Source organism: Jonquetella anthropi DSM 22815 (assembly GCF_000237805.1).
Classification (GTDB): Bacteria; Synergistota; Synergistia; order Synergistales; family Dethiosulfovibrionaceae; genus Jonquetella; species Jonquetella anthropi.
The window spans coordinates 507,251-527,042 of sequence record NZ_CM001376.1; the positions used below are offsets into that span (position 1 = coordinate 507,251).

The following is a 19,792-nucleotide window of genomic DNA, read 5'->3' on the forward strand; positions in this document are numbered from 1 at the left end:
TTTGCCTAGCGGGCGCTTTTTAAGTCGTCTATAAGTCGTCCCGAATCAGCGGCATGGTGGAGCATCTCGGACCGCCGCCGCCTTTGACCAGCTCGTCGGCCTTGACGGCCACGACGTTGATGCCGCCTTTTTGAAGTGCCTCGATGGTCACCTCGTTGCGGTCCCAAATGCAAACCCGGCCGGGCTCCAGATTTACCGTGTTGCCGCCCGAGCCGGCGCGCTGTTCGGCGAACGCCACGTCGTGCGCCTCTTCGCCGCCCACCTTGATGATGCGGACGGCGCTCAGCCCTAAAAGCCGCTTGATGGCGCCGAAGAGCGAATCTTCACGGTGAACCTTCAGTGTGTTCTTCGCGCCCCGGGTGATGTGGAGGGCCGTGATTTTCTCCTCCACGTACGGGTAGAACAGGAACGCGTCATGGTCAATCATGTTCAGGAACATGTCCACGTGAAGGTACATTCCCATCGGGTCGGCGGCGTTCATTCGCGGGTTGTCGAACATCAGGGCCAGAACGTCGGTTATCGGCCCGTTGTCCATCGTCCGTCGGGCCAGCTGCTCGATCGCCTGTGGGCGCGTCCGGTCGTTGACTCCCACGACGAACAGCTGGCTGCTGTAGCAGTGGACGTTGCCGCCCTCAATCGGAGCCGTATCGCCGGGCGCCTTCCCGTACCACGCCTGTTTGTTCCAGTCGGCGAAGTGAGGATGGTAGGTGAAAATGGCCTTGTAGCAGAGGGGCTCCTTGTGCCGGTCCGGGTTGTTCATCACGCCGAAGATCGGCAGGTCGCCCATAATGATGGCCGGGTCTCGGCTGTAGAGGACGTTTGTCATCGGGTAGAGGCACCAGTGGGTCGTGCTATCCGCCAGAGTTCTGAGGGATACGCCGTCGGTGGCCTCGCTTAGTTCCAGCTTGGTCATCCCGTAGAACAGCCTGTCGACGAGCTGCTGCGGGGAAAGCGACGAGAGAAAGTCCGCGACGGTCTCGCAGGTCTGCTCGTCCAAAAAGGGACGCTCGATGTCGATCACGCCGCATACAACTTGAGCGCGGGCAATCGGGTTCTCCAGCGTCTCGCGCAGCAGGTCTTCAAAGAGGAAGACCTTCGTGCCGAACGACTCGACCGCGCGGACGAACTCCTTGTGTTCCTCCAGCGCTTTCTTGGGACTCGGCACGGCGTCCCATGCCAGAGATGAGACGTTTGTCGGCGTGCAGCGTTCGATCCCGCACCCGGGCGGCTGCATGATAACTTCTCGGAGACGACCGATTTCGGAACTGACATGAAAGGCCACGGCGCTTTCCTCCTTCTTCCCGCTGGCTCATTGAGGGCGCGGCGGTGAGTTGTTCTGAAGCTGTCTTCAGCGTAAAAAAATCACCCGCTGTGCGGGTGATCGTTTGTCCTAAGTGGCGGAGAGGGAGAGATTTGAACTCTCGGTACCTTGTGGGTACACTTGCCTTCCAAGCAAGCACCATCGACCGCTCGGACACCTCTCCGCAACGCGGCAATTGTAACACGTACCAAAGAGAGCCGCAAGGCTGAAGAGGGAACCGATTCAACGAAAAACTTTAATTCGTCTCTCCCGCAGCCGTCCCCCTTGATATTTCCGGCTTCTCACGTTAGTATGACTCTTGTCGCTCGGCGTTTCGGCTGAGCGGTCAGCCTTGTGCGGCAGAACGCTCCCCAACCCCGTCAGGTCCGGAAGGAAGCAGCGGTAAGGAGATGGTCTGGGTGCCACAAGACTCTGGCCGCTCAGCCGTGATGCCGGGTGTTTTTATGAGCGGCCGACGGACGGCTTTGACCGGACGCGCTTTGACGGCCTGCCTGCTGCCTCGCCGGCGTCCTTGCCGGTCAGACGGAGAAACTCGTCAGCGACGGCCCGGGCCGCGTCCAATCGGGCTCGGCACGCCTGAGCCGCCGCCGGCGGAATTTTCGCCAGCATGGCTCGTTCCCGCTCGTCGATGGTGCAGAGCGAATGGTCGCTGGTCATCTTGTCGGCCAGATAGAGCAGCTTCGCCTCGACTGACGGCGAGCGCCCCAGCTCAAAATGTCTTGCGACCAGCTTGGCCGGCGCGGGGAACCCCGCTTCCCGGAGGGCGCGGGCTCCTGTTTGGTCGTGCCCCATGCCGTCGGTTCGCCGCAGGTCGTGAGTCAGGGCCGCAGTGACGAGCAGCGACAGGTCGACGGCCCGTCCATTTCGGACGAGCGCCCGGCCGAGGCGAAGGGCCGTCAAGGCGACAGCCCGTTCATGACGTCTCACCCGCTGTGGCGTCCCGTGAAGCTGATGAAGCTGGCGTATCTGGGCGAACGACGGCAACTCCCGCCGGCTGGAAGAATTTAGGCTCATATTTCTCGCTTCCTTACTGCTTTTGATGGGAAAAGTGAGGTTATTATACTCAAAAGGCCGCCGGTTCGCGAGGCTGACCGGCAAAGCGCCACCGAAGCTTCAAGGCTTGCCAGTTTCGTGAACGTATTCTTTAGGGTATACTTTAATATCAGCTTAGTTCGGGTTCGCCCGGCAAAACGGAGGAATGACTCACGTGACCGCCGAGATCTCTAAAATACGCAACTTTTCTATCGTGGCTCACATTGACCACGGCAAGTCGACCTTGGCCGACCGGCTGCTGGAATTTACCGGAGCCATTGATCCCAGAAATATGAAAGATCAGGTCCTCGACACCTTGGAGCTGGAACGGGAGCGGGGCATCACCATCAAGTCGGTGCCGGTCCGAATGGCCTATCGGGCCCAAGACGGCGAGGACTACGTGCTCAACCTGATCGACACGCCCGGTCACGTCGACTTTGGCTATGAGGTTTCCCGATCGCTGGCGGCGTGCGAGGGCGCTCTGCTCGTCGTGGACTCGACCCAAGGTGTTCAGGCCCAGACGCTGGCCAACGCGTACAAGGCGTTCGACCAAGGGTTGGAAATTCTGCCGGTGCTGAACAAGATCGACCTGCCGTCCGCCCGTCCGGAGGAAATCCGCAAGGAAGTAGAGGACGTGGTGGGCATCGACGCGTCCAAGGCGGTTCCCTGCAGCGCCAAAGAGGGGATCGGCATTAAAGAAATTTTGGAACAGATCGTCGCGCTGGTGCCTCCGCCGTCGGGAGACCCACAAGCGCCGCTGCAGGCGCTCATCTTTGACGCGGTGTACGACAACTATCGGGGCGTGGTCTGCTACATCCGAATGGTCAACGGCACGCTGAAGGCCGGCCGAAAAATCAGGCTGATGGCGACAGGCGCCACCTACGAAGTTGAAGAGGTTGGCGTCTTTTCCCCGCTCTGGAACCCGATCGGCGAACTGGGGCCCGGAGAAGTGGGATATTTTACCGCCAGCATCAAGACCCTGCACGAGGCGAGGGTCGGCGACACGGTCACGTCAGACGACGTCCCGGCGTCGAGCCCCCTGCCGGGGTACAAGTCGGTCAAGCCGGTGGTGTACTGCGGCATTTACCCGGTGGACCGGGACTCGTACCCGCAGGTTCGGGACGCGCTGGAAAAACTGGCGCTGAACGACGCGTCGCTGAGCTTTGACCCGGAAACGTCGGCAGCGCTGGGCTTCGGTTTCCGCTGCGGATTTTTGGGGCTGCTCCACATGGACATTACCCGAGAGCGGCTGGAACGGGAGTTCGGCGTGTCGCTGGTGGCAACGTTCCCCAACGTGGTCTATCAGTTGTTGCTGAAAAACGGCTCTATACTGGAAGCCCACCGGCCGACCGACTTCCCTGACGCCGGCGAGATTGACCAGGTTCGGGAGCCGATGATCCGCCTGACCGTTTACACGCCGTCGGACTACGTCGGCAAAGTCATGCAGCTCTGTCAGGACAAGCGGGGCACGTTCGAGACGATGGAGTACATCACGCCGGATCGGGTGCGGGCCATTTACAAGCTGCCGTTGGCCGAGTTCATCGTCGACTTTTACGACCGGCTTCAGGCGGTCACCCGGGGTTATGCGTCGCTGGACTACGATCACATCGGCTTTGAGCCGTCGGACTTGGTCAAGGTCGACGTGCTGATGAACGGCGAGAGCGTGGACGCCTTCTCGTTTATCTGTCACGGCGACGACGCGTACCACCGGGGACAGAAGGTCGTTTCCAAGCTGAAGGAGCTGATTCCCCGCCAACTGTTCGAGGTGCCCATTCAGGCGTCTATCGGCAAGCGGGTGATCGTCCGAGCCAACGTGAAAGCGCTCCGCAAGGACGTGCTGGCCAAGTGCTACGGCGGCGACATCACGCGGAAGAACAAGCTGCTGGAGAAACAGAAAAAAGGAAAAGAACGGATGAAGCTCATCGGACGGGTGTCCATTCCGCCGGAGGCGTTCCTGCGCTTTCTGGACGTGGACGATGCGGACAGCCGCTGACCTGTTCAGAGGAACTGGCTCCGGTCCCTGCGGGCTGTACCTGCACGTGCCATTCTGTCGGGGCAAGTGCCCGTACTGTTCATTTTACAGCCGGCCTCTCACGGCGCGGGCGCTGGACGAGTACCTGACCGGCGTCGAGCGGGAGCTTGGAATACTCGCGAGCCGCTACAGCGGGAAGCTTCAAACAGTTTATATCGGAGGCGGCACGCCGTCGGCCCTGCCGATTGACGCGTGGCGGAGATTGTTTGCCGGGCTGGAATGGCTGAAGCGGGAAAGCAGCGCGGAGTTTACCGCCGAGGCGAACCCGGAAAGCCTGACAGACGAGCTGATCGGGCTGTGGCAGGACCATGGCGTCAACCGGGTGAGCTTGGGCGTCCAGTCTCTTGACGACCGAATCTTGAGCGGCCTGTCCCGGCATCACAGTGCCGTTCAGGCGCTGGAGCGGACAGCCCAGTGCGTCCGGCTCGGCTTTCGGGTGTCCTGCGACGTCATGTTCGGCCTGCCGGGGCAGACGCTGAGGAATTTCGCCGAGACGGTGAAAAGGCTGGTCAGCACGGGAGTTAGACACCTGTCCTTGTATCAGCTGTCCATCGAGCCGGGCAGCTACTGGTGGGCTCATAGGCCAAAGGAACTGGGCGGCGGCTACGCCCCGTACCGATGGGCCCAGTGGTACCTGCCGCGTCAGGGGTTTCGACAGTACGAGATCGCGTCGTTCGCCGGGCCGGGCGAGGAAAGCCGGCACAACCAGCTGTACTGGACCCGCGCCAACGTTCTGCCTGCCGGGCCGTCGGCTTGGGGGTACTGGGAAGGGTGCCGGACGTGCGGCGAGCCGACCGTCGGCCGATGGGCCGCTGACTTGGCGGCCGGGCGGCTTCCTCTTGCCGGCTGGGAGGAACTTAAAGGCGGCCGGGCCGCCAGCGAGGCGGTTATCTTGGGCACTCGTATGGCCCAGGGAATCGACTTGGCGTCCTGGGAGAGCCAATTTGGCCGCCGGGCCCGGGGCGAGCTGGAACGCCGTCTGTCCCTTCTGCCGCCGGATTGTTTTGCCGTTCGGGCCGGTCGGCTGAGCCTAACGCCGAAGGGCATGAGGCTGGGCAACGCGCTTTGGAGTGAACTGCTTGAATTATGAACGCCGCGAAACGGCGGCTTGAAGGAAAAGGGGAGTCGATTTTTGGACGAGCAGATCATCCGGGAAATCGAGCGGATTGTCCCGTCAGTTCGAGATGAGGATTTGAGCCGGCACTGCAGCTGGCGAATCGGCGGACGGGCCGATCTGTTTGCCGTCCCCGGCGAGGCCGGGCAAGTCGAAGCGGTTCGGGACTTCTGCTGTCGGGAAGGCGTTCCGCTCGTCGTCATCGGCCAAGGGTCAAACCTGTTGTTTGACGACGAGGGCGTGCGCGGCGTGGTGATGAAAATAGGATCCCGCTGCGGCGCCTGCGTCATTGACGGCGAAACCGTTCGCGTGCAGGCGGGAGCTTGGGGGCCGGGGGTCGTCCGTCAGACCGGCTCGCGGGGGCTGTCCGGGCTGGAACACCTGATCGGCGTACCGGGCTGTTTGGGTGGGTTGGTGTTCATGAATGCCGGAAGCCTGCGGCGCTGTATCGGCGAGTCGGTCGTCTCGGTGAAAGCCCTCGACCCGACAGGCCAAATTCAGGAAGTTTCGCAGAAGGACTGCGGCTTCTCGTACCGGTCGTCGGTCTTTCAGTCCGGCGGTTGGATCATCCTTTCAGCGGTCCTGCGTCTTGTCCAGTCCGATCGGCTGGGCGTCTTGGCCGAAATGGCCGCGGTTTTGGCCGACCGGAAGCGGAAGTTCCCCCTTCGATGGCCAACCTGCGGGTCGGTGTTCAGCAACGACACCGGGCTGTTCGAGCGGTTTGGCCCTCCCGGCAAGGTCATCGACCGGATGGGGCTCAAAGGGACGGCGGTCGGCTCAATGGCCGTGAGCGCCGAACACGGCAACTTCATCATCAACCGAGGCGGCGGTACCTGCGCTCAAGCCGTGGCCCTGATAGGGCTTCTGCGCCGTCGGGTCTTTGCCCGTACCGGCATTTGGATGAACACGGAAGTCCGCTACGTGAGCCCTGCCGGCTTGGTTTTTCCGGCCAGCCGGCTCTGCGGGGAATAAAAATGCCCTCCCGAGCGGGAGGGCATAGAAGAGCGGATTACAGGCAGACGGCGTTGGACGCCAGCATCGTCGAGACGATTTCAAACATGTTGGACACAACGCCGACGCCAATGCTGTCGGTCAGGCCGAAGTGCTTGAGGCAGGTGCCGCAGACCAACACGGAGCCGCCGGCCTTTTCGTAGGCGTTCAGTGCCTCGCAGGTCGGAGTTCCCCTCACGGCCAGCTTGACTCCTTCGTTCATCAGGGCCACGACCGCAGGGCGCAGGTCGTCCAGCTGGGACAGGGTTCCCAGCAGACCTTTGATCAGCACTTCGCCGAGCTCGGCGTCGTTGCCGCCCAGCGTCTGATGGGTGATCAGCATGGCGGGCTTGAGCGCCCGGGCTGGCTGGCACTCGGCTTTCGCCGGGGCCGGAGACGAAACGGCCTTGGTGCCTTCGATGATGATGTCGTCGTTCTCGGCTGACAGCTTCACCGCGTAGCCCTGGCTGGTCAAGAAGCGGGATACGTTCTGTCCGGCAATGGCGTTGTCCACAGTTACCTGAATAGCTTCGGGCGCGCTGGCTAGGGCTTCGCGGGTCATCATTACCGGTTGGGGGCATTGCTGGCCCCGTGCGTCTACTTTTTTCATGACAGGTCACCTCGTCGATCTTCAGGGTGCCGTTGGACAGCATCCTCAAAATTGGTATAGTACTTATAAAATTATATCCCAGGGAGACAACGATTACCACAGGGCAGGTGTTGGACGTGAGCAACGAGAATAAGAGGCAGGCTCTTTTGCGGTCTTTGCCGGCCATGGAAAAAGTGCTGAGCGATTCGAGGCTGTCAGGGTACGATGACCTTGTCGACCGAGGCACGATGAAAAAAATCTGCCGGAGCACATTGGACCGCTGGCGGGCCGATATTTTGGCCGACCAAAGAGAAACGTACAGCGACGAGTCCTTTTTCGCCGAAATCGTCGAAGAACTGAAACGGCGTCAGAAGCCCAGCCTTCGCCCGGTGATCAACGCCACAGGCGTGGTGATCCACACCAACTTAGGCCGCTCTCCGCTGGCAGAACAGGCTGTTCAAGCCGTCGCGGAAGTGGCCCGAGGCTACAGCACGTTGGAATACAACTTGGAGAGCGGTCACCGCGGCCAGAGAAACAGCCACGTGGAATGGCTCCTGTGCCAGCTCACCGGGGCGGAAGCGGCCGTCGTCGTGAACAACAACGCCGGCGCGGTTCTGCTCGCTCTGGCGGCTCTGGCCGGCGGAAAACAGGCCGTCGTCTCCCGGGGCGAGTTGGTCGAGATCGGCGGCTCCTTTCGGATTCCCGATATCATGGGCTTCGCTGGAACCGAGCTCGTCGAGGTGGGCTGCACCAACCGAACTCACGTCTCCGACTACGAGAAGGCCATCACCGACGACACGGCCATGCTTCTCAAAGTGCACCCGTCCAACTTCCGAATTACCGGATTCCACTCCCAGGTTCCCCGCGAGGAACTGGCCGAACTGGCTCACCGCCGGGGCGTCCTGCTGATGGAGGACCTGGGCAGCGGCATCTTGGCCGATCCGAGAGCGCTGGGAATTGAGGACGAACCGACCGTTTGCCAGTGCCTCGACTCGGGCGTCGACGTCGTGACGTTCTCTGGGGACAAACTGCTCGGCGGGCCGCAGTTCGGCGGGATCGTCGGCCGCCGAAACGTCATCGATCGCCTGCGTCACCACCAGCTGCTGCGGGCTCTCCGGTGCGACAAACTGTCGCTGGCCGCAGCCGAGGCGACCCTTCGGCTTTACCTGAGCGGCCAGTGGAGGCAGGTTCCGACGTTGGCCATGGTCTCGGCTCCGGCCACCGTTTTGTACGAGCGCGCCGAAGCGCTGAAGAGGAAAATCGACGCTGAGCTGGCGGACCTGTGCCTGCTAACCGCCGTCGTTCAGACCCAAGACGCCGTTGGCGGCGGCTCCTACCCGGAACGCCCTCTGGCCGGGTGGGGGGTCTCCGTGAGGTCTTCCGAGTCCCTCAGCTCCGGGGCGATTCAAGAGCGGCTCCGTCACGCCGACTTTCCCGTTGTGGCCGGCGCCGGCGACGGGGCCCTCGTCCTGCACCTGCGGACGCTTGCCCCCGACTGCGAATCGGCCCTGCTGAAGTCGTTGCGCCAAGCGCTGGAGGCGTGACGTGGCCGGCCGGGAAATATCGCTGGTCATCGGCACGGCCGGACACATTGACCATGGCAAGACGACGCTGGTCAAGGCCCTGACCGGAACTGATCTGGACCGGCTGGAAGAGGAACGCCGGCGGGGCATTACCATCGAACTGGGCTTCACTCCATTGGAACTGCCCAGCGGCCGGGTTGTCAGTCTGGTCGACGTCCCCGGGCACGAGAAGCTCATCCGCCAGATGGTGGCCGGCGCCTCGGGCCTCGACGCGGTGATACTTGTCGTCGCGGCTGACGAGGGAGTCATGCCTCAGACGAGAGAGCACTTGGATATCCTCCAGCTTTTGGGGGTGTCCAAAGGCCTCGTCGTGCTCACCAAGTGCGACGTCGTCGAGGCGGACATCTACCGCATGGCCCGAGAGGACGTGACGGAGCTCGTCCGAGGAACGTTCCTTGAAGGAGCGCCGATTCTGCCGGTCTCTTCCGTCACAGGACAAGGCATTCCGGAGCTTAAAGCTGAGCTGGACCGATTCGTCGACAGCACGGCCCCGCGAGACAGGAGCGGCGCGCTCTTTCTGCCGGTCGACCGGGTCTTTCACGTGGCCGGGTTCGGCACGGTCATCACCGGCACGTCGTGCCGCGGCTCGGTGACCCGCGGTGACGAGGTAGAGGTTTTGCCCGCCGGGCGGCCGTCTAAAGTGCGGTCCGTTCAGGTTCACGGGACGTCGGTCGTCCGGGCCGAGGCCGGCCAGAGAACGGCTCTGTGCTTGGCCGGCATCGAGACGGATCAGGTGAAGCGCGGGGACGTCGTCTGCTCTGCCGGAGTTTTCAAGGCGACCGACTGTTTGGACGTGGGGCTGACCCTGCTGAAAACGGCTCCTGAGCCGCTGGCTCACTGGCAGCGGGTACGTCTCCATCTGGGAACGTCCGATGTGCTCGCCCGCGTGTCCCTGCTGTCCTCCCGGGAGCTGAACCCGGGAGAGGACGCGCCCGTTCAGCTGGTGCTTGAAGAACCTGCCGCCGCTTCCATCGGCCAGAGGTTCGTCATCCGCTTTTACAGTCCCCTGCGGACCATCGGCGGAGGCGTCGTCATCAACCCTTACGGCCGTAAGCCGGGCAACCGGCGCGTCCGCGAGCGCATGAGCGGCGAGCTGCTGAACCTTGAAGGCTCTCTTGACCGAGACGACCGGGTCTGCCGGCTCGTCAGCGCGAGAGGCAAAATCGAGCTGAACGACCTGATGATCGCCTGTCAGGAGATGAAAGAAGACCTGCTTCCCCAGCTGGAAGAGCTTCAGAAGTCCCAGCGTTTGGCGGTCGTGGCGGCCGGTTCAACGGTCGTCTTCTCCAACGAAGAGTTCAGCCGAAACGTCGAAAAGATCTGTTCTGCCTTGGCTGACTACCACGCCAAGTACTCGCACCAGCCCGGCGAAAAGCCCGACGAGCTGATCAACGGCCTGTTCGCCGAGCCGGACCGGAGGGTTGGGCGGGCGATTCTCGACCGGCTGGTTGCCGCCGGGAAAATATCCTCTGAAGGCGGGCTCATTCGTCTGCCGTCGTTCGTCCCTCTGGGGGACGAGGCCTTCGAGAAGAGTCGGACCGCCGTCCTTGACGCGTGCCGAGCCGCCGGGTATCAGTTCCTCACCATCGAAGAGCTCGGCGGCGCCGTCTCGATGAAGGCAAAGGGCTTGGCCGACCTGTTGGCTCAGCTGAAAAAGGGCGGCGACGCGGTCGTCTTGGACGGGACGTTCGTCACCTCTCGGGAGATGGTCGATCAGCTGGTCGAAAAGCTGTCGGCTGTTCAGGGCGGCGTCTCTCTGGCTGACGTGCGGGAGTTGACCGGCAGCAGCCGAAAGTTCACCGTCCCGGTGATGGAGTACTTGGACGGACAGGGGATCACCCGTCGGGTCGGGGATAAGCGGATCGTCCTCCGTCGGAGCGGGGCTCGGTGATGGCCGCCGCCGTCAGCCCTCTGACCGTTCCCAGCTATGCCAAAATCAACCTGACGCTTCGCATCGGCCCTCGCCGGCCTGACGGGTATCACGAACTGACCTCTCTGGTCTGGCGGACGCCGCCGGTCGAGAGCCTGACGATCGCGCCGGCGGCGCGTGACGCTCTGTCGGTGACCGGCTGTCAGATCGAAGGCGAAAATGTCCTCGTCAAGGCGCTGAGAATGATCCGCGCCGAAGGGGAAAACGTCCCTCCGCTGGCAACCGCGCTGGACAAGCGCGTGCCGCCCGGATCTGGGCTTGGCGCCGGAAGCGGCAACGGCGCGGCGTTTCTTCAAGCCATCGAAACTCTGGGCTTTCAAATTGCGGTCGCGCGGGACGCCGCCGGTGCAGACGGATATTTTTTCCTGTCCGGAGCGCAGACTGCCCTGATGAGGGGAATCGGAAACGACGTGACGCCCTGCAGAGCGGCGGAGCTTTCCTGTATCGCCGTCTGTCCCAACTGGCCGACCAACACCGCTCGCGCGTACGCTCGGCTCGACGGGCTACGGGCCAAGCCGCAGGACATGGAAGAGGCGCAACGCGAAGCCATGCGAGTGTTGGACGCGCTATGTGCTGGAGAAAAAGTCGGCCTTCTGCCCAACGACTTTTTAGCCCTTGCCGCCGAGCGGGCGGAGTACGGGGAACTTTTTGCCGCGTTTTCCGACGCAGGCGCTCTGGCGTGGGGGCTCACCGGGAGCGGCAGCGCCGCGTTCGGCGTTTGGCCCTTCGGGAAGGCTCCGGAACTTGAGCTGAACGAACCTTGGATCAGGACGATTCTGCGCCTGTGACGTGCGCAGCAGATGAAAGGAGACCTGTCGTGCGTGGTCAAAGAATTGAACGGCTGATTCGCATTACTTCGAGATTTCTTTCCTCCCCGTCCAGTCCCATCTCGCTGACTGGACTGGCGGACGATTTTTCGGTCTCAAAAACCGTCATCAGCGACGACGTGGCGGTCATCGACGAGACGCTTCAGCTGGAAGGCTTCGGACGGATCGTCGTCGACCGGGGGCGAGCCGGCGGAGCGGCCTACGTTCCCAGTCTGTCGCCTCTTCGCCGGAAAACGTTCCTTGACGAGATGGTCGCGCGGCTGGGCCAGAGTTCCCGCCGCCTGCCCGCCGGGTTCATCTACTACGCCGACGTCCTGTTTCACCCGGCTACTGTCGAGTTGCTCGGGCTCGCTCTGGCGTCCGACTTCCTCGCCTCAAAGCCGACCATCGTCATGACGTCGGAAGTCAAGGGAATCCCGCTGGGACTCTCCACCGCCCGCGCCTTAGGGCTGCCTCTCGCTCTCTGCCGGTTCCGCAACAGGGCGAGCGACGGGCCGGCCGTGTGCGTCCACTATCCGACGCCGGCGGGAGAAGCTCGGGCTGTTTACATGGGAACAAAACAGCTCGGTTCGGACGATCGGGTGCTCATCGTGGACGACTTCGTCCGGGGCGGCAGTACCGTGGCGGGAATGTGTCAGGTGTCCAGGGAGTTCGGCGCTCAAATCGTCGGGGTCGGCGCGTTCATTCTCGCCGACGAGCCGGCGAAGAAGGCCGTTTCCGGCTGTCAGAGCCTGCTTCGTCTGTCGCCGGGCCGTCGGCTGTATATCTCCGGTGAGGAGGCCCCGACCGAACCGTACGACGATGACGCGGAAGGCTTGACCGTGTTATAATCCCACACATGGGAGGTGCCGTTCATGAAGGTCTCGATTAACGAAGAACGGTGCATCGGCTGCGGCGTCTGCATCCAGATAGATCCGGACGTGTTTTCTCTCGCCAGCTCACGTGGTGTGGCAAAAGTCATCCGCCCTGAAGGCAACAGCTTGGTGTCTCAGGCGATGACCAGCTGTCCTGTTGACGCTATCATCGTCGAGGAATAAACTTCCCGTACTCGGGCCCATAGCTCAAGGGTTAGAGCTGCCGGCTCATAACCGGGAGGTTCCAGGTTCAAATCCTGGTGGGCCCACCAGAAGGTTACAGTCCCCGCGGAAATTTTTCCGCGGGGACTGTTTTTTTTGATGACTTCGAGTTGTTCTGTTCGTTGTTTAGCCAAGAAAGAAATGCCGTCACGCTTCTTTAGCCGCTTTCCATTGAGGTTTGTGCTGCTCCCGTGCCCTTGAGATCGACTGGCAAACGGTGGGTGATGAGGTCTTAACTCATGACCGCACGATTACACAGACTGGCCTCGTTTGACGGAAAAGGCCAAGTCCCAAGCCCAAAGCCCCAAGCCCCAAGCCCCAAGCCCCAAGCCCGAAGCCCCAAGCCCGAAGCCCCAAGCCCGAAGCCCCAAGCCCGAAGCCCCAAGCCCGAAGCCCCAAGCCCGAAGCCCCAAGCCCGAAGCCCCAAGCCCGAAGCCCCAAGCCCGGCCTAGGCCGGGCCTTTCGGCGGTCGTCCCTCATTCGTCATCTGTAAGGAAAGGACGTAGCTTCCCAACTTCGAGAGCTGAGGCAACGTCTTTTTTAAATGCCGCGCCTCTCTCGCGGCGCGGCATTTTTCGTGTGCGCTGGTCGGTGTGCTCTGCCTTGAGAGGCTGTCTTGCGTCCATCCGCGTGCGGCGGGCGGTTTGGCAAAAGAGTTGGTCTGTTGGCTACCAGACGTCTGATCGGTCCGGGACGTGGTTGTCCCTAGTATTTTTAGTTTGAAACAGTTTCTGTCCCTCTTTTTTCTGCCAGACTGCAAGCGTTTTTTCGCGGCTGAAGGTGATTTTGGGGGCTTACAGCGTCAATTTTTGCCTTCTGACCACGATAAAGCGAGAGGGGACAGCGCTGTCCTTGTGACGGGGGCATAAGTAAAATTTAGTGCATAATTGATTGATCATCAGTCGTTCATCGTGTCATCCTATAGCGTTTTTCCTGTAATCTGCACGAGCTGGCTTTTGGGGCGATTCTATAAGGCGTTGATATCACTGGTGTTTAATTAATGCTGATAATAAAGCAATGAATAATGCAATTGATTTATCGTAAACTTTTGTTTCGTTAAATACGGTTTGTCGGAAACGTGGCATGAGTATACTGGGGCCATCTTCTTTGAAAGGGGAGAGTTTCATGAAGTTGAGTTCTTTGTTTGGTTCCATCGCGTTAGTGGCGGCTCTGGGGGGCATGGCGTTGGCCCAAGATAAGAGCGGTTTGAAGGATTGGGCCGGCGAGTACGTGAGCGCCGACGCGTTCTTGTCCGCACCGCAGGCAGACGAGTTCTGCCAGAAGGTTGTTGACGAAGCGAAGAAGGCCGGCAAGGACGTGACGGCTGATCAGGTAAAAGAAAACGTCGGCGGGCAGTTTGAGTCCCAGTTCAAGAGCGCCCTGATTGACGAGAGCGGCATAACGTTTGAGATCAAGGAAGACGGTCAGAGCATTCACGTTGATTACGAGTTCAAGGGCGCCGTCAGCGCCGCCGACGGGACGAAATGGTACGCCTTCGACGCGAAGGAAGCTCCGGCTGACAGCAAGCTGTCTCATGTGATTTTGAGCGATCTGAGCGGTGACCCTGAGCAGCTTCAGATTCGGTGCGGAGAGGGAAGCGCAGCCGAGCTGGCTGACAACCCGGGCGCCGCGTGGTGCAGCGTTCTGTTCCACAAGGATCTCGCACCTGCTGATTTCCTGTCCAAACTTGACCCGGCCGCGGTCGCCGAGAAGATGGAGTAATTTTCCGGCTAAGATTTTCTCAACCCGCGCGGAAACGCGCGGGTTTTTTATCCTTTCATTTTTTGCAGTGTCTTGTCTGAAGGGAGTAAGCAAGAAGACGCCGATATGGCTGTGCGATCGAGCGGCTGAAGGCGCGCTCCGTCAGGACGACGGACAGCCGCTCGTCCGGCAGGCTCAGAAATTTTCGAGAGAAATTCTTTCAGCGGTCCTACTGATATTATTCCCAAGGTTAGATACTGTTTTATCAAAACGTGTCACGTGTAAGATATAACTATCTTTTGTGAAGGGAAGGATGTCAATGAAGTTTCGTTCGTTGCTTTGTTCCGTAGCTCTGGGGCTTTTTGCCTTTGGCGGGATCGCCGCTGCTCAGGATAAGGCTGAGATCACTGGGCTGAAAGATTGGGCCGGCGAGTACGTGAGCGCTCAGACGTTCTGGACTGATGCTCGGACTGAGGACTTCTTCAAGGCAGTCGTCGAAGAGGGCGAGAAGCAGGGCAAGCCGGCTACCGTTGATCAGGTGAAGCAGAAGATGTCCGACATGTATCATTCGGGCTATCAGGCTGCTGTGGTTGACGAGAACGGCATCACCTTTGAGTCAAAAGACGGCAAGAGCGTTCGCGTTGACTACGAGTTCAAGGGCGCTGTGAAGGATGCGGACGGCGAAGATTGGTATTCTTTCGAGGCCAAGGGCACGCCTGAGGACAGCCAGCTGACTCACCTGGTGTTGATTCCTCTGCACGGCGATCCCCAGCACTTCCACTTCCGTTACGGCGAGGTAAGCGCTGAAGATCTGCTCACCAAGCCCGAGTATCACGGCTGGTGGGGCACGTTCGTTCACAAGGGCTTGACCTATGAGAAGTACATGGAGAAGATGAAGCCCGCGACGTTCGTCAAGTACGTCCTGTAACTTTTCACAACAAAGAACTTTAACGAGAGGCCCCGCACGCTCTGTGCGGGGCCTCTCGTTTTAGGACGCGTCATTTTTGACAAAGGTTGGCAGATCTGGGGCAAAGAAAAAGCCCCGGCTCGGATTGCTGGGGCGGGGCTGCAGGTGGCGGAGGGAAAGAGATTCGAACTCTTGAGGCTGACGCCTAACGGTTTTCAAGACCGTCGCCTTCGACCGCTCGGCCATCCCTCCGTGCGATGTATTATATCACGGAGGTGTGATATGTTTGTCATGAAAGTCTTTGTCGGTTTTCAGGAGGAGGGAACAGTTTGATTTGTCGATCTTGTGACGTGACGTTTCGGGTGAGATATGCCGAGACGGATCAGATGGGCATTGCCCACCACAGCAATTATTTTGTCTGGTTTGAGATGGGACGTTCCGAGCTGTGCCTCCTGTGGGGCGTGCCGTATGAGCAATGGGAGAAGGCCGGAGTCATTCTGCCGCTGGCCGAAGTGTCGTGTCGGTACCGTCGGCCGGCCCTGTACGACGAACAGCTGCGGCTGGTCACGACCCTGGATTCGGTGAGTCGGGTCAGCGTTTCATTTTCTTATCGACTTTTGGGGGCCGAAGGGGAGCTTCGCGCCCAAGGGTGGACGAAGCACGCTTTCGCGTCGCCGGATGGAAAGCTGATTAAAGGGGGCCACGAGTTCCTTTCGCCGCTGATCGAGACGATGAAAAGGGTCTTGGAGACGCCGGAGAACGCCTGACCATCTGTGCGGCAGGTCACGGACGCGCTATAATCAACATACTTTCAGCTGGGCGCTGGCCCGGCGATTCGTGAGGAGATGATTCAGGTGAGAAGGAGACATGCTGTATTGGCGGGGCTTTTTGCTGGTGCCCTGTGCGCGTCCTGCGCTATGGCGGCTCAGGAGATTAACGCGTACTCCATTATGCCGGAGATGTACGCGGCTCCTGTGACGGCAGAATTCACCCGGTTGACTGGTATTAAGGTCAACTTCATGCGGTTCTCTGCCGGCGAGGCTCTGGCTCGGCTGGTGGCGGAGAAGGACAACCCGCAGGTTGATGTGCTGATCGGCGGCCCGGCGGACACCTACGAGGCCGGTATGGAGAAGGGCGTGTTCGCGTCCTACGTTTCCCCGTCGGCCGAGACGATCCCGGCGGATCTGAAGGATCCGAAGGGATTCTGGACTGGGATCGGGATTATCCCGCTCTGCTTCCTGACGAACACCGATTTTCTGGCTTCCCACAACCTGAAGGCTCCTGCGTCTTGGGCTGACCTGCTGAACCCGGCCTACGAGAAGGGGCTCCAGATGGCAGACGCCCGCACGTCCGGCACGGCGACGGAGCGGATTTACTCGCTGGTGAAGGTGATGGGCGAGGACGAGGCGTTCGCCTATCAGAAGAAGCTGAACGACAACGTGCAGATGTACACGAAGAGTGGTGCCGGCGGCGCGATGCCCGTTGCGACTGGACAGGCTGCAGCTGGTATTTTCTACATCTGCGACGCGCTGCAGATTCAGCAGCAGGGGTATCCTGTAGAGATCACCTACCCGTCCGACGGCGTGACCTACGGCATCGAGGCGGTTGGCATTGTGGCGAACTGCGCTCATCCGGATCTGGCCAAAAAGTTTGTCGACTGGATGACCAGCGTGAACTACGCCCAGTTCATCGTCGAGAACAAGATCAACTACGTGCCGACCCAGCCGAGCGTCAAGACGGAGAACCCGCTGCTTGACCTGTCAAAGATCAATCTTCAGAAGGTGCCGACCGAATGGAAGGGCGCCAACCGCGACCGGCTTGTGGAGCGGTGGGTGAACGAGGTCATCAAGTAGAGCCGGCACCTGCTGCGCTCTAAAAATGCAGATCACGCGCTGCCGGGGTATCCCCGGCAGCGCCATTGAGGATGGTGTGACCTCTTGAAGGGAAGTCCGGTCAAGCTCGATTCTGCCGCTAAGGCGGTCGTCACTGCTCTGTGGCTGTCGCTGGGCGTTTTTGTGGTGTTCCCGTTCGTCCGCCTTCTGTGGATAACGTTCACCGTCGATGGCGCTCCCAGTCTGGGGACGCTGATTCCCGTCGCGACGAACTGGTACAACCAACTGGCGTTCCGCAACAGTCTTCTGCTCGGCTTGGCCGTGGCAACCTGCGGAACTGCGCTCGGGTTCCTCTTCGCCTATGGGGTGACCCGCCTGCACCTGTCAAAGCCCTTTATCTGGATTATTAACGCGGTAGTCATGCTACCGCTCATCTCGCCTCCCTTTACTAGCAGCATCGCCCTGACCCTGTCGCTTGGGCCGAACGGGACGCTGCTCAAGCTGTTCGGTCTGAAGTCCATCGGGTTCTACGGGTTCAGCGGGACGTTCATTTCCGAGACGCTGACGTATTTCCCGATAGCCTATATGACATTGGCGACGGTTCTTTCCCGTCTGGATCCCAACTTGGAGGACGCGGCCTATTCCATGGGGGCGTCCCCTTGGAGGACGTTTCGGACCGTCACGTTGCCTCTGTCGCTTCCGGGGGTAGCGAACTCGTTTTTGTTGCTGTTTGCCGCGTCGCTGGCCGACTTTGCGACGCCGCTCGTCTTGGCTGGCCACTCGTTCCCGGTTCTACCGACTCAGGCGTACCTTCAGATCACCGGGCTGTACGACTTAAAGGGCGGAGCGGCCCTGTCGTTCATGCTGTTGGCTCCGGCTCTGGCCGTGTACGCTCTCCAGCACTTGTGGCTGGAGAAGAAGAGCTTTGTGACGATCAGCGGCAAATCCGGCGGCCGGTCGAGCGTCAAGGGGCCTGGGCCTGCTGCCCGGACTGCCATGATGGGCGTGATGGACCTCGTTCTGGCGTTTGTGCTGTACCTGTACGGGCTGATTCTCTGGGGCTCGGTGGTGAAGGTCTGGGGCGTTAACCCGACGCCGACGCTTCAAAACTACGCGTACGTGTTCTCGTTCGGCCGGAAGGCGATTATGGACACGCTGCTCGTGGCGCTGATCGCGACGCCTTTGGGCGGCCTGCTGGCCGTGTTTGTGGGCACCGCGTCGGCCCGGTGGAAAATCCGGGGCCGCAAGACGCTGGAAACTGTCTCGCTGCTCAACTACGCCCTGCCGGGGACGGTCGTGGGCATCGCCTACGTGGTGGCGTTCAACTCCAAGCCGCTCGTTCTCACCGGGACCATAAGTGTCTTGGTCGCTGCGTACGTGTTTCGGTACGCGTCCGCTGGAATCCGTCAGGTCATCGCGACGATGCAGCAGATCGACCCGTCAATTGAGGAGGCCTCGGCGAGCCTCGGCGCGGGCAGCGGCCGGACGTTCCGGCTGGTTACCCTTCCGTTGGTCCTGCCGGCCGTGCTGTCAGGGATGAAGTACCTGTTCATCCACTCCATGACGGCTATCAGCGCGACGATTTTCCTCGTTTCTGTCCGATGGAGCCTGCTGACGACGCGAATCCTTGAGTGCATGACCGAACTGCAGTTCGCGCACGCCTGCGCGTTTTCAATCGTCCTGATTCTTATCGTTTTTGTGGCGGGCGGGGTTTTGAATCTCCTGGCCCGAGCTCTGTACCGCGGGAGAGGAGTGGCATAATGGCGCTGTCGCTGAAATTGTCCGAGCTGAGCAAAACTTACACCAAGGACGGCCAAAAGTTTGCCGCCGTTGACGGCGTGAACTTGGAAGTGGGGCAGGGCGAGTTCCTCACGTTTCTTGGTCCGTCCGGCTGCGGGAAAACGACGACCCTGCGGATGATCGCCGGTTTCGAGACGCCCAGCTCGGGAAAGATCGTCATCGGTGGCAGCGACGTGACCGATTTGCCGCCCAACCAGAGAAACGTGGGGTTCGTGTTCCAGAACTACGCGCTGTTTCCCCACATGACGGTTTTTGACAACGTGGCCTACGGGCTGAGGGTGCGGGGACAAAACGCCGGAACGATCGCTCAGGCAGTTACCGGCGCTTTGGAGCTTGTCGGACTGCCGGCGGCGGCCAAGCGGTACCCGTCTCAGCTGTCAGGCGGCGAGCAGCAGCGGGTCGCGCTGGCCCGCGTTTTGGTGCTCAAACCGCAAGTCCTGCTGATGGACGAGCCGCTCTCCAACTTGGACGCCAAACTTCGGCTCCACATGAGGACGGAAATCCGCCGGATTCAGCAGGAACTGTCGCTGACGTGCCTGTACGTCACTCACGATCAGAAAGAAGCTCTCACCATGTCCGACCGGATCATGGTGATGAACCGGGGGCACGTCGAACAGCTCGGCTCGCCGATGGATCTGTACGCCGATCCGGCCAGCCTGTTTGTGGCCGATTTTATCGGTCAGGCGAACCTGCTGAAGGGCCGGTTGGCCCAGATCAACGGCGAGTTCGGAACAGTCGATCTGGGAAATTCCGTTGGCCGCGCGGTCGCCCGTTTAGTTCGAGGGCGTCAGATGCAGGAGGGACAGTCGGTCGTGCTGGTGGTTCGGCCGGAAAATATTTCCCTTGAAGGGGACGAATCGGACGGCTCTCTCTCGTTTCGGGTTGACCGCCGCCTGTTTGAAGGGGATCGGATCAACTATTCCGGCTGTCTGGGGGACGGCCGGCCGGTTGACTCCTCCGTTCCCTTTCTCGTTGGCACTCGCCTCATAGAACCTGGCGAGATGGTACGCGCGTCGTTTGACCGCCGGGGGGCGGTCGTCGTTCCAGACGAAAAGTAA

The 19,792-nt window shown here is 60.8% G+C and carries 18 protein-coding genes, 3 tRNA genes and 1 other RNA gene; 16 read left to right on the forward strand and 6 right to left on the reverse strand.

Annotated features, from left to right (window positions below):
• Positions 1 to 28: 28 nt before the first annotated feature.
• On the reverse strand, positions 29 to 1,282 hold the full coding sequence (locus JONANDRAFT_RS02295) for an arginine deiminase (protein ID WP_008522613.1): 1,254 nt from the start codon (positions 1,280 to 1,282) through the stop codon (positions 29 to 31).
• 113 nt (positions 1,283 to 1,395) lie between these two features.
• Positions 1,396 to 1,484: transfer RNA gene (locus JONANDRAFT_RS02300), tRNA-Ser, on the reverse strand.
• A gap of 159 nt (positions 1,485 to 1,643) precedes the next feature.
• Between JONANDRAFT_RS02300 and ffs the strand changes: the two genes are divergently transcribed.
• Positions 1,644 to 1,742, forward strand: an RNA gene (ffs, locus tag JONANDRAFT_RS07915) — signal recognition particle sRNA small type.
• A 20-nt stretch (positions 1,743 to 1,762) separates the two neighbouring features.
• Here ffs and JONANDRAFT_RS02305 read toward each other — a convergent pair.
• Complete coding sequence (locus tag JONANDRAFT_RS02305) at positions 1,763 to 2,335, reverse strand: HD domain-containing protein (RefSeq protein ID WP_008522616.1); 573 nt, start codon at positions 2,333 to 2,335, stop codon at positions 1,763 to 1,765.
• 184 nt (positions 2,336 to 2,519) lie between these two features.
• Here JONANDRAFT_RS02305 and lepA point away from each other — a divergent pair, with 184 nt between their 5' ends.
• From lepA to murB, 3 genes are read left to right on the forward strand one after another with little or no spacing between them, the layout of a single operon-like run.
• Positions 2,520 to 4,346, forward strand: a complete 1,827-nt coding sequence (lepA, locus tag JONANDRAFT_RS02310) for a translation elongation factor 4 (RefSeq protein ID WP_035786741.1) — start codon at positions 2,520 to 2,522, stop codon at positions 4,344 to 4,346.
• Positions 4,330 to 5,475, forward strand: coding sequence for a coproporphyrinogen-III oxidase family protein (locus tag JONANDRAFT_RS02315; RefSeq protein ID WP_008522620.1), 1,146 nt, complete (start codon positions 4,330 to 4,332; stop codon positions 5,473 to 5,475). Before lepA ends, JONANDRAFT_RS02315 begins: the two co-directional genes overlap by 17 nt.
• 42 nt (positions 5,476 to 5,517) lie before the next feature.
• Entirely contained in the window at positions 5,518 to 6,471 is a 954-nt protein-coding gene (gene murB / locus JONANDRAFT_RS02320) for a UDP-N-acetylmuramate dehydrogenase (protein ID WP_008522621.1), read from the forward strand.
• Between the two features lie 37 nt (positions 6,472 to 6,508).
• On the opposite strand, the gene yedF is transcribed toward murB, so the two are convergent.
• Positions 6,509 to 7,099 (reverse strand): sulfurtransferase-like selenium metabolism protein YedF, encoded by a 591-nt coding sequence (gene yedF, locus JONANDRAFT_RS02325; protein ID WP_008522624.1) that lies wholly within the window; start codon positions 7,097 to 7,099, stop codon positions 6,509 to 6,511.
• A gap of 107 nt (positions 7,100 to 7,206) precedes the next feature.
• On the opposite strand from yedF, the gene selA reads away from it, so the two are divergent.
• From selA to JONANDRAFT_RS02355, 6 genes are all read left to right on the forward strand, one after another.
• Positions 7,207 to 8,622, forward strand: a complete 1,416-nt coding sequence (selA, locus tag JONANDRAFT_RS02330; protein ID WP_008522626.1) for an L-seryl-tRNA(Sec) selenium transferase — start codon at positions 7,207 to 7,209, stop codon at positions 8,620 to 8,622.
• A gap of 1 nt (position 8,623) precedes the next feature.
• On the forward strand, positions 8,624 to 10,552 hold the full coding sequence (gene selB / locus JONANDRAFT_RS02335; protein WP_008522628.1) for a selenocysteine-specific translation elongation factor: 1,929 nt from the start codon (positions 8,624 to 8,626) through the stop codon (positions 10,550 to 10,552).
• Positions 10,552 to 11,379, forward strand: a complete 828-nt coding sequence (locus JONANDRAFT_RS02340; protein WP_008520448.1) for a 4-(cytidine 5'-diphospho)-2-C-methyl-D-erythritol kinase — start codon at positions 10,552 to 10,554, stop codon at positions 11,377 to 11,379. The genes selB and JONANDRAFT_RS02340 overlap by 1 nt, the downstream gene beginning before the upstream one ends.
• Positions 11,380 to 11,408: 29 nt before the next feature.
• A complete protein-coding gene (locus JONANDRAFT_RS02345) occupies positions 11,409 to 12,248 on the forward strand; it encodes a phosphoribosyltransferase family protein (RefSeq protein WP_008522631.1) in 840 nt (279 codons plus the stop codon).
• Positions 12,249 to 12,272: 24 nt separating this feature from the next.
• Complete coding sequence (locus JONANDRAFT_RS02350; RefSeq protein WP_008520452.1) at positions 12,273 to 12,455, forward strand: ferredoxin; 183 nt, start codon at positions 12,273 to 12,275, stop codon at positions 12,453 to 12,455.
• Positions 12,456 to 12,468: 13 nt separating this feature from the next.
• Positions 12,469 to 12,544 (forward strand) — tRNA-Ile (locus tag JONANDRAFT_RS02355).
• A 187-nt stretch (positions 12,545 to 12,731) separates the two neighbouring features.
• Here the strand turns inward: JONANDRAFT_RS02355 and JONANDRAFT_RS07985 are convergent.
• Entirely contained in the window at positions 12,732 to 12,974 is a 243-nt protein-coding gene (locus JONANDRAFT_RS07985; RefSeq protein ID WP_155801283.1) for a hypothetical protein, read from the reverse strand.
• A 645-nt stretch (positions 12,975 to 13,619) separates the two neighbouring features.
• Here JONANDRAFT_RS07985 and JONANDRAFT_RS02360 point away from each other — a divergent pair.
• Positions 13,620 to 14,216, forward strand: coding sequence for a ZinT/AdcA family metal-binding protein (locus tag JONANDRAFT_RS02360; protein ID WP_021775889.1), 597 nt, complete (start codon positions 13,620 to 13,622; stop codon positions 14,214 to 14,216).
• A gap of 298 nt (positions 14,217 to 14,514) precedes the next feature.
• Positions 14,515 to 15,123 carry a ZinT/AdcA family metal-binding protein gene (locus tag JONANDRAFT_RS02365; RefSeq protein ID WP_008520463.1) on the forward strand — a complete coding sequence of 203 codons (609 nt, stop codon included), beginning with the start codon at positions 14,515 to 14,517 and terminating at the stop codon, positions 15,121 to 15,123.
• Positions 15,124 to 15,268: 145 nt separating this feature from the next.
• Here JONANDRAFT_RS02365 and JONANDRAFT_RS02370 read toward each other — a convergent pair.
• Positions 15,269 to 15,354, reverse strand: a tRNA-Ser gene (locus JONANDRAFT_RS02370).
• 77 nt (positions 15,355 to 15,431) lie between these two features.
• On the opposite strand from JONANDRAFT_RS02370, the gene JONANDRAFT_RS02375 reads away from it, so the two are divergent.
• The 4 genes from JONANDRAFT_RS02375 to JONANDRAFT_RS02390 all read left to right on the forward strand — a co-directional run bounded on the left by JONANDRAFT_RS02375 (position 15,432) and on the right by JONANDRAFT_RS02390 (position 19,792).
• A complete protein-coding gene (locus JONANDRAFT_RS02375) occupies positions 15,432 to 15,869 on the forward strand; it encodes an acyl-CoA thioesterase (protein WP_008522635.1) in 438 nt (145 codons plus the stop codon).
• Between the two features lie 78 nt (positions 15,870 to 15,947).
• Positions 15,948 to 16,955, forward strand: coding sequence for an ABC transporter substrate-binding protein (locus tag JONANDRAFT_RS02380; protein ID WP_008520468.1), 1,008 nt, complete (start codon positions 15,948 to 15,950; stop codon positions 16,953 to 16,955).
• Between the two features lie 84 nt (positions 16,956 to 17,039).
• Entirely contained in the window at positions 17,040 to 18,695 is a 1,656-nt protein-coding gene (locus tag JONANDRAFT_RS02385) for an ABC transporter permease (protein ID WP_008520470.1), read from the forward strand.
• Entirely contained in the window at positions 18,695 to 19,792 is a 1,098-nt protein-coding gene (locus JONANDRAFT_RS02390; protein WP_008520472.1) for an ABC transporter ATP-binding protein, read from the forward strand. The genes JONANDRAFT_RS02385 and JONANDRAFT_RS02390 overlap by 1 nt, the downstream gene beginning before the upstream one ends.

Excerpts from the sequence above, each read along its gene's own strand:
- JONANDRAFT_RS02305 (WP_008522616.1), bottom strand. The coding sequence starts at position 2,335 with ATGAGCCTAAATTCTTCCAGCCGGCGGGAGTTGCCGTCGTTCGCCCAG.
- lepA (WP_035786741.1), top strand. The coding sequence starts at position 2,520 with ATGACTCACGTGACCGCCGAGATCTCTAAAATACGCAACTTTTCTATC.
- JONANDRAFT_RS02315 (WP_008522620.1), top strand. The coding sequence starts at position 4,330 with ATGCGGACAGCCGCTGACCTGTTCAGAGGAACTGGCTCCGGTCCCTGC.
- yedF (WP_008522624.1), bottom strand. The coding sequence starts at position 7,099 with ATGAAAAAAGTAGACGCACGGGGCCAGCAATGCCCCCAACCGGTAATG.
- JONANDRAFT_RS02340 (WP_008520448.1), top strand. The coding sequence starts at position 10,552 with ATGGCCGCCGCCGTCAGCCCTCTGACCGTTCCCAGCTATGCCAAAATC.
- JONANDRAFT_RS02350 (WP_008520452.1), top strand. The coding sequence starts at position 12,273 with ATGAAGGTCTCGATTAACGAAGAACGGTGCATCGGCTGCGGCGTCTGC.
- JONANDRAFT_RS07985 (WP_155801283.1), bottom strand. The coding sequence starts at position 12,974 with ATGAGGGACGACCGCCGAAAGGCCCGGCCTAGGCCGGGCTTGGGGCTT.
- JONANDRAFT_RS02360 (WP_021775889.1), top strand. The coding sequence starts at position 13,620 with ATGAAGTTGAGTTCTTTGTTTGGTTCCATCGCGTTAGTGGCGGCTCTG.
- JONANDRAFT_RS02365 (WP_008520463.1), top strand. The coding sequence starts at position 14,515 with ATGAAGTTTCGTTCGTTGCTTTGTTCCGTAGCTCTGGGGCTTTTTGCC.
- JONANDRAFT_RS02380 (WP_008520468.1), top strand. The coding sequence starts at position 15,948 with ATGATTCAGGTGAGAAGGAGACATGCTGTATTGGCGGGGCTTTTTGCT.
- JONANDRAFT_RS02390 (WP_008520472.1), top strand. The coding sequence starts at position 18,695 with ATGGCGCTGTCGCTGAAATTGTCCGAGCTGAGCAAAACTTACACCAAG.